Origin of the sequence: Leptospira saintgironsiae (assembly GCF_002811765.1) — a bacterium.
GTDB lineage: Bacteria > Spirochaetota > Leptospiria > Leptospirales > Leptospiraceae > Leptospira_B > Leptospira_B saintgironsiae.
Map to the genome: position 1 here is coordinate 875,599 of NZ_NPDR01000001.1, position 14,599 is coordinate 890,197.

17 protein-coding genes are annotated in these 14,599 nt (G+C 38.3%); 5 read left to right on the forward strand and 12 right to left on the reverse strand.

Annotation, left to right across the window (positions count from 1 at the left end; genetic code table 11):
• Positions 1-4: 4 nt before the first annotated feature.
• Complete coding sequence (locus tag CH362_RS04055) at positions 5-211, reverse strand: heavy-metal-associated domain-containing protein (RefSeq protein WP_100709031.1); 207 nt, start codon at positions 209-211, stop codon at positions 5-7.
• A gap of 137 nt (positions 212-348) precedes the next feature.
• On the opposite strand from CH362_RS04055, the gene cueR reads away from it, so the two are divergent.
• Entirely contained in the window at positions 349-738 is a 390-nt protein-coding gene (cueR, locus tag CH362_RS04060; RefSeq protein ID WP_100709032.1) for a Cu(I)-responsive transcriptional regulator, read from the forward strand.
• A 7-nt stretch (positions 739-745) separates the two neighbouring features.
• On the opposite strand, the gene CH362_RS04065 is transcribed toward cueR, so the two are convergent.
• Genes CH362_RS04065 through CH362_RS04090 form a run of 6 tightly spaced genes read right to left on the reverse strand, consistent with a single transcriptional unit; the run spans position 746 to position 7,274 of the window.
• Positions 746-1,921, reverse strand: a complete 1,176-nt coding sequence (locus CH362_RS04065; RefSeq protein ID WP_100709033.1) for an MFS transporter — start codon at positions 1,919-1,921, stop codon at positions 746-748.
• Entirely contained in the window at positions 1,918-2,301 is a 384-nt protein-coding gene (locus CH362_RS04070; protein ID WP_100709034.1) for a PilZ domain-containing protein, read from the reverse strand. The genes CH362_RS04065 and CH362_RS04070 overlap by 4 nt, the downstream gene beginning before the upstream one ends.
• A 7-nt stretch (positions 2,302-2,308) precedes the next feature.
• Positions 2,309-3,055: an NRDE family protein gene (locus CH362_RS04075; protein WP_100709035.1), complete on the reverse strand. Its 747-nt coding sequence runs from the start codon at positions 3,053-3,055 to the stop codon at positions 2,309-2,311.
• 1 nt (position 3,056) lies between these two features.
• Positions 3,057-4,829: a fibronectin-binding adhesin Lsa66 gene (gene lsa66 / locus CH362_RS04080; RefSeq protein WP_100709036.1), complete on the reverse strand. Its 1,773-nt coding sequence runs from the start codon at positions 4,827-4,829 to the stop codon at positions 3,057-3,059.
• Positions 4,830-4,863: 34 nt separating this feature from the next.
• On the reverse strand, positions 4,864-5,418 hold the full coding sequence (locus CH362_RS04085; protein WP_100709037.1) for an NUDIX hydrolase: 555 nt from the start codon (positions 5,416-5,418) through the stop codon (positions 4,864-4,866).
• Positions 5,415-7,274 (reverse strand): carbon starvation CstA family protein, encoded by a 1,860-nt coding sequence (locus CH362_RS04090; RefSeq protein ID WP_100709038.1) that lies wholly within the window; start codon positions 7,272-7,274, stop codon positions 5,415-5,417. The genes CH362_RS04085 and CH362_RS04090 overlap by 4 nt, the downstream gene beginning before the upstream one ends.
• Positions 7,275-7,379: 105 nt before the next feature.
• Between CH362_RS04090 and CH362_RS04095 the strand changes: the two genes are divergently transcribed.
• Complete coding sequence (locus CH362_RS04095) at positions 7,380-8,291, forward strand: DnaJ domain-containing protein (RefSeq protein WP_100709039.1); 912 nt, start codon at positions 7,380-7,382, stop codon at positions 8,289-8,291.
• Here CH362_RS04095 and CH362_RS04100 read toward each other — a convergent pair whose 3' ends face one another.
• The gene (locus CH362_RS04100; RefSeq protein ID WP_100709040.1) at positions 8,292-8,750 is read right to left on the reverse strand and encodes a YHS domain-containing (seleno)protein; all 459 of its coding nucleotides are present in this window, start codon (positions 8,748-8,750) and stop codon (positions 8,292-8,294) included. It lies immediately after the preceding gene.
• A gap of 46 nt (positions 8,751-8,796) precedes the next feature.
• Here CH362_RS04100 and bufB point away from each other — a divergent pair, with 46 nt between their 5' ends.
• Positions 8,797-9,609: an MNIO family bufferin maturase gene (gene bufB, locus CH362_RS04105; RefSeq protein ID WP_100709274.1), complete on the forward strand. Its 813-nt coding sequence runs from the start codon at positions 8,797-8,799 to the stop codon at positions 9,607-9,609.
• Complete coding sequence (locus tag CH362_RS04110; RefSeq protein WP_100709041.1) at positions 9,606-10,361, forward strand: HvfC/BufC N-terminal domain-containing protein; 756 nt, start codon at positions 9,606-9,608, stop codon at positions 10,359-10,361. The genes bufB and CH362_RS04110 overlap by 4 nt, the downstream gene beginning before the upstream one ends.
• On the opposite strand, the gene bufA2 is transcribed toward CH362_RS04110, so the two are convergent.
• The gene (gene bufA2, locus CH362_RS04115) at positions 10,351-10,608 is read right to left on the reverse strand and encodes a BufA2 family periplasmic bufferin-type metallophore (protein ID WP_100709042.1); all 258 of its coding nucleotides are present in this window, start codon (positions 10,606-10,608) and stop codon (positions 10,351-10,353) included. The genes CH362_RS04110 and bufA2 overlap by 11 nt on opposite strands.
• Positions 10,609-10,771: 163 nt before the next feature.
• The gene (locus CH362_RS04120) at positions 10,772-11,359 is read right to left on the reverse strand and encodes a YceI family protein (RefSeq protein ID WP_100709043.1); all 588 of its coding nucleotides are present in this window, start codon (positions 11,357-11,359) and stop codon (positions 10,772-10,774) included.
• Between the two features lie 168 nt (positions 11,360-11,527).
• Here CH362_RS04120 and CH362_RS04125 point away from each other — a divergent pair, with 168 nt between their 5' ends.
• Positions 11,528-13,117 (forward strand): LA_3751/LA_3752 family putative glycosyltransferase, encoded by a 1,590-nt coding sequence (locus CH362_RS04125; RefSeq protein ID WP_100709044.1) that lies wholly within the window; start codon positions 11,528-11,530, stop codon positions 13,115-13,117.
• Here CH362_RS04125 and CH362_RS04130 read toward each other — a convergent pair.
• Together CH362_RS04130 and CH362_RS04135 are read right to left on the reverse strand one after the other, a co-directional pair.
• Positions 13,106-13,801, reverse strand: coding sequence for a glycosyltransferase family 2 protein (locus CH362_RS04130; RefSeq protein WP_100709045.1), 696 nt, complete (start codon positions 13,799-13,801; stop codon positions 13,106-13,108). The two genes, CH362_RS04125 and CH362_RS04130, sit on opposite strands and share 12 nt — an antisense overlap.
• On the reverse strand, positions 13,798-14,592 hold the full coding sequence (locus CH362_RS04135) for a hypothetical protein (protein ID WP_100709046.1): 795 nt from the start codon (positions 14,590-14,592) through the stop codon (positions 13,798-13,800). The genes CH362_RS04130 and CH362_RS04135 overlap by 4 nt, the downstream gene beginning before the upstream one ends.
• Positions 14,593-14,599: the final 7 nt, after the last annotated feature.

Sequence of the window (14,599 nt, forward strand, 5' to 3'; positions counted from 1 at the left end):
CTTTTTACTCCTGTTTGATGGAAACCACAGGATATCCTTCTTCTTCTAATAGTTTTGGAAGAGGGGAAATATCCTTTTTGGTTTCGAAACGTGCAGTCTGGGAGCTTAGGTCTACCACTGGTTTAGACTCTGAATCGAAGGATTGGATTGTTTTAGATACGGTCCCTACACAATGATTGCAGGTCATTCCTGATAATTTGATCTCGTACATTTTATTTCTCCTTGATCTATAATCTTATTGTCAACCTTCCAATAGTGGGAAGGTCAAGACCCAAATCCAAAAAAAATCCGGTTTTTCATAAAAAATAAGGCTTTCAAACCTTCCAATAATTAGAAGGTTATGAATTTATGAATATCGGAGAAGTCGCCAAATTATCCGGGGTAAACCCAAAATTAGTCAGGCATTATGAATCCATTGGACTAGTCTCTAAACCCATTCGTGCAGATTCCGGATATAGACTATATTCAGAAAAAGATATACATACATTGAGATTTATCAAAAGAGCTAGAGGTCTTGGGTTTTCTTTGCCTGAAATCAAACAGTTATTGGGGCTTTGGAAAAATAAATCCAGAGCAAGCGCTCAGGTCAAATCTTTGGCTCTAACTCATGTAAAAGAAATGCAGGCAAAAATTTTAGAATTACAATCAATGTGTGATACTCTTACTCATTTGGCAAAACATTGTCATGGGGATCATAGACCGGATTGTCCAATCTTGGAAGAGTTAGAAGGAGAATAGGCTACTTTTATTCTTCTGACTTTTTAATAGAAAGACGAATGAAATAGAATGAAACAGTTACAGAAACTAAAGCTGTGATTAGGAACATACTTTTAGGTCCTGAATAAAACCAGATCAATCCACCAAGATTACTCGCGATCAAAGCAGCGATACTATTCAATCCTGCAAATGTTCCGATTGCAGAAGCTGAATCCGTTTTAGGAATAATATTCGTGATCAATGCTTTGGAAATTCCTTCCGTGGTAGCAGCATAAATCCCGTATAAGAAAAATAAGGAATAGAAGTGGATCTTATCTTCTGCAAATGCCATTCCCCCGTATACAAAGGCAAATGCAAATAAGCCAAAGACCAATGTTGGTTTGAGTCCTATCTTATCTGCGAAAATTCCTGCCGGCAGCGAAAATAAAGCATATACTAAATTATAAAATATATATATTCCAATCACTTGCGAATCTTCTAAACCTTTTGCTTTTACCATCAAAAGAAGAAAAAGATCCGAACTGTTAACTAGTCCAAAGACTAAAAGTCCTACTACTAATTTTTTATAAGAGATTGTTGCATTCTTCCAATAAAGAAAATGAGATAGAAAGTTTGATTTTTCTTGTATGATAAGTTTTTCTTTTTTCTTTTCTTTTAAAAGACCTGAGATCAGAAACGCGGAGAGGCCCGGGATAGCCGCTATAAAAAATAGGGCAGTATAATTTTCTGGATAAAAATGTAAGAACACTAAAGCGAATGTAGGCCCGAGTACTGCTCCTAGAGTATCCATAGAACGATGAAACCCGAAAACTGTACCTTTAGATTCTGGTGTTGCTTCGTCAGAAAGTAATGCATCTCTTGCACCAGTTCTGATACCTTTTCCCAATCGATCCATTGTCCTGGATAAAAAGATCCAGAGTGGGAATGTGAAAAATCCCATGATAGGCTTTGAAATGGCGCTTAATAAATATCCGAACTGAACGAATGGAACTCTCTTGCCATTTAGGTCTGAAAGTTTTCCGAAATAACCTTTGCTAAGTCCCGCAATTGCTTCTGCAAATCCTTCTAAGACTCCGATCAGTACGATTGAGAATCCTATACTCTTTAAATAAAGAGGCATGATAGGATATAACATTTCGCTGGATACATCAGTGAAGAGACTGATGAAAGAAAGAACCCAGACTGCTTTGGTGATTTTTTTCAGGAGAGAGGCTTTTTATCTTTGTCGAAGAACTTTTTGTGGATCAGGTCTTGGATAAGGTCTTTATCTTCTTCGGAAAGGGTAATAAAAATTACGTTGGCCTTTTTTCCGGAAACTCGGATCACTTCTGATTCGAGTTCCATATTTTTGCCGTTGATATTTCCATATAGGATGATCCGGTCTCCTTCGAAAACGGAAGTGCGGGTCTCAATACCAGCTCCTCCAGTTCCTATATCAACGATGAATACTGGAAATCTTTGGGTCCTACCCTTAACTATAAAATCACCATCGATGGTGATTTTGACGCGAGCATTCTTCCTCTTCTGCTGAGAAGGGTCCCGGTATTCGTATTTATCGTCGAAAAGGGAATTAGTGCCCGCCATACGACAATCATGCAGAAGTTCGAAATTCAGTCAAAGTGAAATTGTAATCCTCTTCAGGCCCTTCTTCACAAGGCTGAGAATTCTTGTAAGAGAAATAAACAGAAGTTCCATCTAAAACAATTACTGTTCTCGAGACAGAATGCGCGTCTCTTCTATGCATACAAGGCGACAAAGCGCCTTGTTCTGGTAAATGAGAAGATAAGAAAGACTTTGCTATGTTTGTAAAACCTGAGGCATCCGGTAGGGAATCGGTGCGAAAATTTTTTTCGAAGGTTTCTCTTCTGGCGACTTGGGCTTTCGGTCCTTGAGTGAAGGAGCTTCCGAAAACTGCAAATGTTTCTGAGTCCGTTTCCGTTTGGTAAGTTTTACCGTCCCAGATAAATATTTCAGTTTTGTCTTTGTTTACTTTGAATAATTTAAATGGATAATATTTTTCTAACTCTGAATCAGTATAAGATTCAGGAGTTCTTTCTCCGAGTAGTATAGAGCGGACTAGCAACCCTCTACTTATAGGATTGCGCAATAATTTTAAGGTGGCTTCGTAGTAGTTTACTAGACAGATGATCTCTCCTCTTTGGGAAATTCCGATCCAAGTTCCTCCCGCTTCTCCATCAATTGGCGCGATTGCTTTTCCTGAATTTGATTCTAATAGCTGAGGAGATAGAGAAGGTTTTCTTTTGAAAGATTCGTCTCTGTTAAATCCGACTCCAAGTATTCCTTTGCTTGGGTCTCTATAAATTAAAGAAGTGCACATTTTATTTTCCTACACTTAAGAAGAAATCAACTCTTTCGTTTCGATCTACTTCGTAAGCTCCATTGCCTGGAATCAAAGGTAATGTTTCTCCATAACCTCTGTATCTATATCTTCCGAATTCATAATCTTTTCCGAATAAAGATTGAAATACTTTTTTCGCTTTTTCTTCAGAAGCTCTTAGATTGTATTCATCGTCTCCTCTGTGAGAAGTGTGAATTTGTAACTCGGCTTTATAACCGGGAAATTTACTTAAGACTGATTTTAGTTTAGAAGGTAATGTCCACCATTTGTCTTCATAGATACGATTTGGGACGGAGAATCTGAATCCTTCTTTTTCTTTTACTACTAGGATATCTGTTTTGATATCCCCTAATTCTAATTCTTCTTCTCCGCCGAATACATCTTTGTAAGAGAGAACAAATCTGAGTTCTGCAAGAGATCCTATTCTTCTCCCCTGATCGTCCAATCCATACCAGATCAATTTGTCTGGTCCATTGCCGATTCCGTTCCAGCTACGGACAATTCTTTCTTCTTGTTTGTCCCCATCGTAATAGGATTCCAAAATATTGATCTTCCAGGACACGATTGGAAGCCCCTTAGATTTTATACGGATCTCAACCAGATCTTTTTGCCAATCTCCATCAGGTGTAAATCCGCCGGGAGAAACATCGTAAGAGAATTTTGGCTTCTGATCTGAAAGTTGGAATTTTTTAGGAATGCTTATATACTTATCGTATCTATTATAAACTGTTAGACGATAGAAATAAATTCCCGGACCTAAAGGTTTATTTTCTTTGTTTTTTGGTTCCCAGATGAGTTCTGCTGGAGGTTCTCCCAAAGATTTTTGGGAGAAGACTAAATTATCTTCTTTTGCTTCGTTCTTGAAAATTTCTAATTCATAAGAATCTGATTTTAATTTAGAAGAAACGTATGAGCTAAATTTAATGCGATTTAAAGAATTGTTTGGATCGGAAGGAAATAAATCTCCTTCTACATTTAAATCCACTCCTGAAGATTCATTTTTGACTGTAAGATTTTCGATCTTGTCAATGGATTCGTTTCCTGCAGGATCTCTTCCTGTGAGTTTATATGTATACAAACCTGGAGAAACCGGTCTACCATTTGAATCAGTTCCATCCCATACTAGTTGATAAGGAACTTCTCTATTTCTCCAAGTATATGCTTTTAAAGATCTGCCTTCGAAGTCTAAAAATTCTCCGATAAAAATATCAGCAGATTCTCCCGAAGTTTTTTGTTGTATGATAATCTTGGATAAGTTCCGGTCTTCGCTTAATAATAATTTGGTTTTACAATTTGCTTCTGCTTTAGGAGGCCTTGCATCCAAGTAGAAGGTAGACTCTTCGGAGAGGATCCTTTCTTTGTTTGCAGTCAGTAAAAATAACTGATAAGTATAATATCCATCTCCAACTGGAGTTCCATTTTCATTTTCTCCATCCCATTCCAGGATAGAAGGTAGATAAATATCTTCTGGAGCGAATTCATTTTCGTCTGAAAAAACAGTGAATCCCTTTTTGCGGATCTTACCTGCTTCGAATTTTCGGACAGTTTCTCCTGAGGCACTTCTGATAGTAAGCTCCCAGTCTTGTAGTTTTGGCAAAGAAGAAGTTTGTATCTTAAATCTGAGAATATCAGAGACCCCGTCCCAGTTCGGAGAGAAGGAGCCGGATTCAGTGCTGATCAGTGAATTTGCGGAAATCGAAGAGGAGTATAGAACTCCCAGAAGACCTAAAAAAGGAAAAAATTTTCCGAACATGCTACTAGGAAATTCCTTCCGAGAAAAAATGCACTTATGTTTTATCCTCTAGTTTTCTATTGCGGATAGAACCCATATGAGTTACAGCGTCGGAGGATATTCCAGGTTTTTCAGTATAACGTTTTAATGCAAATGTGACCGAAGCAAATGCGATCTCTTCCCAAGGGATTTCTTCCAGAGAAAATAGTTTTACTTCTTCCGATTCGGGGCTTTCTGAAAAGATTCCGTCGATTAAGTTTGCAAGAAAGAACATATAAACTTGGCTGATATGAGGAATGCTATATACGGAATGAAGGCGAACGATATCGATCTTTGCGTTTGCTTCTTCCGAAGTTTCTCTCGCGGCTCCCTCTTCTACTGTTTCTCTATTTTCTAAAAATCCAGCGGGTAAGGTCCAATATCCCTTTCTTGGTTCAATCGCACGTTTGCAGAGAAGTATTTTTCCTTCCCAGATAGGAATGGTACCAACGATTACCTTTGGATTTTGGTAATGTATGGTCCCGCAGTTCTCACAAACATGTCTTGTGAGGCTGTCTCCTTCCGGGATTTTTTGGACTACTTCAAAGCCGCAAACACTGCAAAATTTCATGCTTTAGAAAACCTTCTCCAAGCCAGGATCGCTTCTAATAATAACCAAACGGTTAGAAAAATCAAAACTCCTCCGACTGTCGCGAGTAAATAACTAGGCGATTTGGAGAATAAGAAATCGTAGAAGTTAATAACCATTGCCCACAGTGTAGCACCTAATACGAATATCATAGGTATAAAACTGATCCAGGTCTTTTTCTTAGAATACAATAGATAGATCGTGATTACAAGCAAAGCAAGTCCTGCAAGAAGCTGGTTTGTGGTCCCGAATAGTTTCCAAAGTGCGAGCCCCGCTGTGGTCTTTTTGCCTCCTTGATCAATCTGTAAGAATGCAAAAAATCCGATTGCTACACATGCAATAATACTGGAAACATAACGATTTCCTAAAGTTTTTCTGATCGTTTCTGATCCGAAACTTTCTGCAATCTCTTCTATATTATATCTTAATAATCTGGTTGCAGAATCCAATGAGGTCAAAGCGAAACTTACTACTACAAGGGCAATAAAACCTTGCGCAAAACCTTCGTCAAAACCAAGTTGAGAGATAAATCTTCCAGTTCCATAGATATAAGCTCCTACTGAAGGTGCTAAACCTTGGATACCAGACCAGGATTTATAAAAAGAAGACCATTCTCCTGCAGATGCAAATCCGATCGTGCAGGCAACAACTGATGTAAGGCCTAAAAGAGATTCACCGATCATTCCGCCGTATCCGATCACTCTTGCATCAACTTCTCTGTCTAATTGTTTTGCGGTAGTTCCTGAACTTACCAAGGCATGGAACCCAGAAACTGCTCCGCATGCAATCGTGATGAACACAAATGGAATGATATCCATATCTACTTTTTCTGTTCGGATCGCTTCCGCGTTAAAAGAAGAAAATTCTCCGAAGATACTTCCTTTCACAAAACCGAAATAAATTGCGATGATTCCCAGATATAATAAGAACGAATTGATATAGTCTCTACTTTGGAGAAGTAGCCAGACTGGAGTTACGGACGCCAAGAAAGCATATGCGAGAAGTATAATTTTCCAGATTGGAACACCAGGAGATTTATCTATATCGTTCAAGCCTGTCCAGGTTAAGATAGAATCGTTCATTCCAAGAACCATTACTACCAAGGTGAGTGCCACTGATGCAAATGTAAGAGGTCCAAGCTTCATTCCCTTTTTATAATGAAGCCATCCTACTAAAACTGCAAACACCATGATCCCCGCAGTAGGAATTACCGCTTCTGGGAAATGACTTCTGAGTTTAATTGGAGAAGAAGGGGTTTCTACTCTAACCTCTGAAGGATGCACATGGTCTTTGATACTAGGAGTAGTTTGTGTTTGTTCAATTTGTGGAGGAGGAGTAACTGGCGCCTGTTTTAATTTAGGATCAGCAGAGAACATTTCCGCAAGAACGATCACGAAAACACCCATTGCCAATGCGACTAAGAAAAAAATGATCGCATGAAATAAACTTCTCGCCCTTGGTCCTAAAAGATCCTGAGCAACTTGCCCGATTGATTTTCCTTGGTTGCGGACTGAAACTACAATTGCTCCGAAATCATGAACACAACCGATAAAAATTCCTCCAAATACCACCCAAAGCATTGCTGGCAACCATCCCCAAATCACTGCAACTGCTGGTCCTAAGATAGGAGCGAGTCCAGCGATGGAAGCATAATGGTGTCCGAATAGGACTGCAGGTTTTGTGGGAAGATAATCCACACCGTCATTGAACTTATGAGCCGGGGTATCACCCACAGTGTCTTTGAGTTGGAAGATGGACTTGGATAAAAATCCCGAGTAAAACTTATAACCTAAAAAATAAAGAGTGAAACAACCGAAAACCGCGAGAAGGGGTAACATGTGGGAAAAATCTCGTTTTATGCGGTCCGGATCAAATCTTTTTTATCGGGAAAATGAATAGACAAACTCAGGTAAGGCCGGAGGGTCTAAGTATAGGTTCTCGCTTTGAACGCCCGTAGTTTCGATCAGGTCAAATCATCCTTAGAAGACGTAATCTTTGAATTACAGTCCGGGACCAATGATTGTGAGTGGTTTATTTCCTCCGAAAAACTGATCGAAATTTTAGAAATCCGACGAGAGGATTATTTTAAGCTCCTATATACTCTCCGTGGAGAAAGGGAATATTCTTCCAAAGGTTCCCAAGGATTCACCCAAGATAATGCGGATCTTCTCATTTTATTATTGGAGAAGGTCCTAAAAATCGAAGGTCTCGCCTACGAGTTTGCAAAGGGCGGAGTGCATTTTGATGACACTTATCTGGACGAATTCCGTGCCTTTCTGAAAGAGATCGTTCTTTCCAAATTAGAAAGACATGATCTGGACAAGGAACTTCTACTCTTACTTATATCTTCTACCAAAAAATTCGAAGATGCATTCGATTCATACTTCGACGATAAATTCGATGTACAAAGATTAGTGGATAACGGGATCACCGAATTTTTAGAAAGAAAAGGTTTTTCAGGAGATCACGGAGCCGACGTATTCTTAAGAAATTATTTCTTTCAGATCTTAAATACAAAATTATTTCCGATCCGACAAATCACTTCAGAATATAGAGACAGAGCTTATTACGAAATTTTCGGAAGATTCAGAGAAGAAGAGAAAGAAAAGACTAAAAAGAAAAAATCAAACTTCCGTAAAAAATTTTCTTCGAAATCGTTTTACGAAGATGAAGATGCGGAAACAAGAGAACATCGCGAATTTTTAGGACTCTCCGAAGATTATTCAAAAGCAGAATTAAAAAATAAATATAAAGAGATGATCAAGAAATACCATCCTGACGTAAATAAGAATGGATTGGAAATGACACAAAAGATCATCGCTTCATATAATTATTTAGTAATGAAAGATCGTTAATTAAGGATTTGATTCCTTTCTAGGTAAAACCTTCCACTGATTATCCGCTTTTATAATATTTCCAGGCACATCTCTTTCCCAAAAACCGTGGACCTTTTCGTTGTAGTTTAAATATAATTTTCCAGAGACAATTTTCCAAGCCTTAGGATTTGTTTCATAAGTTTCTCCATCTCTCATTGCATAAGCACAATATCCTCCGTACTGAGGAGCAAAGTTCTCCGGGGATTTTTTAAAAGTTTCCAGATTTTTTGCGGAAGAAAATCTCCAATCAGCTCCTTTCCAACGATAACTGAATTTAGGATTTCCTTCTGTAGGTTTGGATTCGGTAAAATAAGAGACCGGATCGTAACCATGGATCGCGGTTTTCCCATCCTCTTTAAAGATTGGATCCACAACTTGTCGACTTCCGCAGTCCAAAAGAAGTAAAATTAAGATCGGTAAAAAATACGACTTGTTCATGTATCCTTCTTCGGATCGAATCGAAATAGGTTACATTGGAGAAAATATGTCTTCCATTGGAGTAGGCTTAAGAAAAGAACATTATCCTTATTTAAGAAAGGGTGAGGCTGTCAAAATTTCTTGGTTCGAAGCAATTACTGAAAATTATATGGATACCCAAGGTCGTCCTTTGGAGATGTTAGAATCTGTTCGCAAAAATTTTCCTGTGGCTTTACATGGAGTTTCATTATCCATTTTAGGCGGAAGTTTTCCTGATAAAAAATATATAGAAAAATGGAAAGAGCTTATTGGGCGAATTGATCCATTTTTAGTTTCGGATCATCTTTGCTGGACAGAACAGTCCGGAAATTATCTGCATGATCTTCTTCCTTTTCCATTCACAAAAGAATTTTTAGAATTTGCGATAGAAAGAGCTCAGCAGGTCCAAGAAATTTTAGGAAGAAAGATCTTACTAGAAAATGTTTCTACATATTTGAGTTTTCCCCAAAGTGAAATGACTGAATGGGAATTTATCTCTCTTCTTTCTAAAAGAAGTGGATGTGGGATCTTATTAGATATTAATAATATATATGTAAATTCTATCAATCACGGATTTTCCGCAGTTGAATATTTATCCTCTATTCCTTGGGAGAACGTGGGGCAAATCCATCTTGCGGGACATACAGATACTGGAGAATTTTTATTCGATACTCATTCCAAACCTGTATCAAAAGAAGTCTGGGATCTATTCTCTTCTTTTTCAGATAAGATCCGTGGAATTCCAATCCTGCTAGAATGGGACGAAGATATTCCAAGTTTTCCCGAAATGGAAGAAGAAGCACTGAAAGCAAAATTTATACTGGAATCTCTAATAATATGAACCCAGAAGAATTCAGGAAAATTTTTTCAAGTATACTTTTAGGAAAAGAAGAAGGTCTGCTATTGTCAGATTATATACTGCCTGGCGGAAAACTGGAAACTGATTCTGCAATTGCAGTCTATCAGAATGCATATAGTGCTAGATTTACAGATGCTCTGGGAGAAAAATATGAAACTGTCTGGAAAATCCTAGGAGACGATGACTTTTTCGAAACAGCAAAAAGTTTCATAAAGCAGTACTCATCTCATTCTTATAATTTATCTGATTATGGGGAAAGATTCCCCGACTTCTTAAGAAAGAATTTTTCAGAACATACTTTGCTGAGTGAAATCTCAGATTTTGAACTTAAAGTTTTTAAGATATTTCATCTTCCTAAAAATGAAGGTTCAAGCTTGCAAAACGGATTGTCCCAAGGAGAAACAGAAGACCTAAAGATCAGTTTTCATTCTTCTATCTTATTTTTAGAATATTCTTATCTAGTTTATGATCTTTGGAAAACTGAAGATCAGGAGAAACTCCCTGAATTTTTAAATGAAAGAAAACAATATCTTATCATGGGAAAAAAAGGATCTGACTTATTCGTATCGGAACTAGACGAATGGGAGTGGACTTTTGGTAAAAGTTTGCAGGAAGGAAAAACTATTTTAGAGTCTTTGGAAATTGCGGGAAATCCCCCGAAAGGACTCGGATCCATTTCAGAATTCCTCTCGGGGATGACCAGGAACGGTTTGATAATTCAAGTTAACTCTTGAATGTACCCTTCTTAAAATCACATTCTTTTTTAGTAAGAGAGATCCAACCTTCTCCTTTGCAGGAATTTTTTCCAGCACAGCTATGTCCTTTTCCTCCACAGTCTCCGGTTCCTTTACAAGAATTAATCCCGTGGCATTCTCCCTTAGGTTCTTCCTTTTTTGCTTCTTTCTTTTCCGCCATAACTCCGGTAGCAAATAAGCCGGTTAGAGCGGCACCAATGATCATACTTTTAGTCAGATCGTTCATGTTTTCGTTTCTCCAGACGAATTAATATAGATCGGATTTAAATCATTCGATCTGTTTTTATTTCGTTGGATTGATTAGATGGTTACAGAGGAAAAAGAAAAGAAGGGAAAAGATCTGAAATATCGGGACCTTCTTTTCGAAAGCCCCGATTGAATAATGTGAATTATTCTGGAAGTGCTTCGCCTTCGATACGGATAGAAACTTCTTCTCCGATCAAAAGTCCGCCTTTTTCTAAAGGTTTGTTCCAAGCGATATCGAAATCAGCTCTTTTGATTTTAGTTTCTGCTTCGAAACCTAGGTGAGTGTTTCCCCACGGGTCTTTTGCAGAACCGGAAAATTTAACATCTAAAGTAACTGGTTTAGTCACTCCTTTAATAGTTAATTCTCCTTGGATCTTTGCAACTCCGCCTTTTTTAACAGTCGCTTTTTTGGCTTTGAAAGTAAGAGCAGGGTGATCTTCAACGTTGAAGAAATCTTTTCCTTTTAGGTGTCCGTCTCTTTTTTCATCGTTAGTGTGAATAGAAGCTGCTTTGATGGTTACATCTAGATCAGTAAGAGTACCGGTAGCTTCGTCGTAAGAGAATTTTCCGCTGAAGTCTTTAAAACTTCCGGATACGTTAGAAATGGTAAGGTGTTTGATTTTGAAGCCAACGCCTGTATGAGCGTTATCTAATTTGAAATTTCCTGCTTGAAGACTACCGAAAGTTAAAAGCACCAGAAGGCTAGGGACCAGATAAAGTTTCGTTTTCACGAGTGATTTTCTCCTTTGAGAATGTTTGGGTTTTAGACTGATCTCCCGGTGTAATTATCGAAATTACAAGTAAAAATATAAAATTTATTTCGAAAAACTGAAAAGGCAGGTGTTTGTACCGGCAAGAATTCGTTTCATAAATTAGGGGGTAGGGGATGATTGCCTTCGATGAAAACAACTGGAATTTCAAAAGGATTCTTTCTATTTAGCGTAATTTATTTCGCGATACTAATTTTACTAAAACCTTGGGAGGCACTTTTTTCAGATCAGTTTTTGAAATACCACCAAGCCTATTCCATGTTTCAGTCCGGTTTCAGCACCGAAAATCTCATCTATCCTTCCTTAGATCTGGATCCAACTTACAGTTATTTTCTTTGGAAAGCTCCAATGGTTTTCCAGATTGGAGACAGGATGATCGGTCAATATCCGATCTTTCTTACACTTCTAATCGCACCTTTTTTAGTATTTGGTTGGGTTCCTGTCGTTTCTATTTTGATGGGAGTATTCAATCTTATCTCCGCTTTTATTTTGAGAAGGTCCTGGGAACTTTCCTGGTTCTGGCTCGTATTTACTTTTTTCGGAACATATATCTTTTTGATGGGACCCGAACTTTCGGAACATCCTCCTCTTCTTCTTTTAGAATTACTCGGACTCACTTTCTTTTATAAAACAGAAGATAAAATTTTAAATAAACTAATCGGAGGAATTGCTCTAGGACTCGGAGTTTGGTTAAGATTAGAAGTTCTGATTTTTTTTGTAGTCTTCTGGGCGGCAGGTTGGGTCGCTTTCGGAAAAGATTGGTGGAAAAAATCTTTTTGGTTCTCCGTTTCATTTTCTGCAGTAGTACTTCTACTTTTCTTATTCCATACATTGGATTACCAACATCCAATCGGACCTAGATATTTCCAAAATTTTAATACTGGAGAAGACCAAGGAACAGTTCTTTCTAGAGCATTCACAATCCTGATTGGAACTTACTCCATGCCAGGACTTTTGGTATATTTACCGATACTTCTTCCTCTTCTATATTTCTTTGTTAAAAAGTTCAAAGATGGAAAGATAAGCTCTTCTTTCTATCATTTAGCGATTAGCGCTTATGTGTTTATCATATTGATCGCATTCCTTGCTCCAAACGATGGAGTTTCCAATTGGGGACCAAGATATGTCGGGCTTGCATTGATACCATTTGTTTTGGTTTTGAAAGAAGTAACTGAAGTTTTGGAATTAAAACTTGGGAAATCGGGCAAAAACTTAGCGTTTTCCGTTTTAGTAATTTATTCTTTCGGAATGACCTTGGCGGGATTTGTGAATTACCAAAGAAGTTCCAAAGAGATCAAAGCGATCCGTTCTATTTACAAAGACTCCCAAGCCTCCAGTCTACTATTCTTGGATGACGTTCTTTGCGGATCTATCGGGCCTTCTTATTTCCAAAAAAGAGTATTATGTATTCATAATGAAACTTCTGCACAGGGAATGGATACTATAGTGGCTTTCCTTTCTAAAAAACATCCTGGGGAAAAGGTGGGGTTTATTTCTTATTCAGACGCAGTGGTGGAATATGCAGCAAAACTTCCTGAATCGAATAATATTCTAATGCATAAATACAGAATGAAAGTATTAACAGAGGCGGCGATCCGTCCTGTTTGGCTGGAATTATTCAGTCATGCTTGGAAAGAGGGAGAAGTAAAAACGAAAGGTCTTTGGGAATATCGAGAATACGAAATTCCCAAAGAACAGAAAACTATATTAAGAAAATAGATTGTATCTTAGGATACAGTAGATGGCTCTAAATCCGTCTTTCCAACCTATCTTTTTACCTTCTGCGTAAGTGCGTCCGTAATAAGAGATCCCTACTTCGTAAACACGAATGTCTGGGATCTTTGCAATTTTTGCAGTGATCTCAGGTTCGAATCCGAAACGATTCTCTTTAATATCGATTCCTTGGATCACTTCTCTACGGAATGCTTTGTAACAAGTTTCCATATCAGTCAAATTAATGTTCGTGAACATATTGGACAGAGTGGTTAAGAATAGATTTCCGAGACTATGCCAGTAGTAAACGACTCGATGAGGTCTTCCACCCATGAATCTACTTCCGAAAACTACATCAGCTTTTCCTTTGTAGATCGGATCGATCACATCTGGAATTTCAAACGGATCATATTCCAGGTCCGCGTCTTGTACGATGACTATATCACCTTTGGCAGCTTTGAATCCTGTGCGGAGTGCAGCACCTTTTCCCTGGTTTTTCTCGTGGAATATGAGTTGGTCCACCAACTTCTTAAAAGGAGCGGTCTGTAGGAGTTCCCTCGTTCCGTCCGTGGAAAAATCGTCCACAAGGATGATTTCTTTATCCTTATATGGGACCTTCTTTACGGTTTCTAAAATATTTTTGATGGTCTGTTTTTCGTTATAACAGGGAATTACAATGGAAAGTTTCATTTAGCGTCCAGACCGACTAAGTCGCTCATCCGGAAATCCCGGATGATATTTTCGGCTTTAACGATTATTTTTTCTAATGCGATGCCGAAAAGTAAATTCTTATACGCTTCCGAAGCTTTCGGATAGTCTCTATCGCTGACTTGTACGGTCATTCTGTCGCTGACCCTGTTTTTCTCCACACATTCCAATGCGGTTTTTCTGAGTGCTGCGAGCGCGATACATACTTCTTTAAGAATGTTCTGGGAATCCCTTTCCATTGCGGATTGATTTCCATTCGCATCTAATAATGCCTTAATATGTTCAGAGATACGAAGAGAAGGCATCCCTCTTTTAGTGACACCAACCCTTTCAATCATAGAGATACTATCTTGGAAGGCAGAATATTCAGGAGTCCCTCTGAATATATGAATTAGAACAGGAAGGTCGGTATCTGCAAATGTAGTCATAGCACCGTAGAAGTATCTCATTTCCGGTCTGGCTAATGGATGGAAATCCACCCTTTGGTATTTGGAAAGTTTTTCCTCTTGTTCGTCCAGGATACGATTGATCGTTTCTCCCTTAGAGGCGTTCCTTCTTTCTGTAAGTTCTTTATGTTTAGTTTTGATCTTTTCCAGAAAGTCTACTTCGTCTTTCAGGAAATTGTCCAGGTTTCCCCTATGTTTTAGGGTTTGGATATAACGATCTTCGAAACCTTTGGCATCGAAAACTTTCGGACTTTGTTTGGCCCCTTCCCGGTATTCGGTTCGGAGTTTTTCTACGATTGTTTTTATCTCTTGATCGCTAAGTGCCATGCAAAAG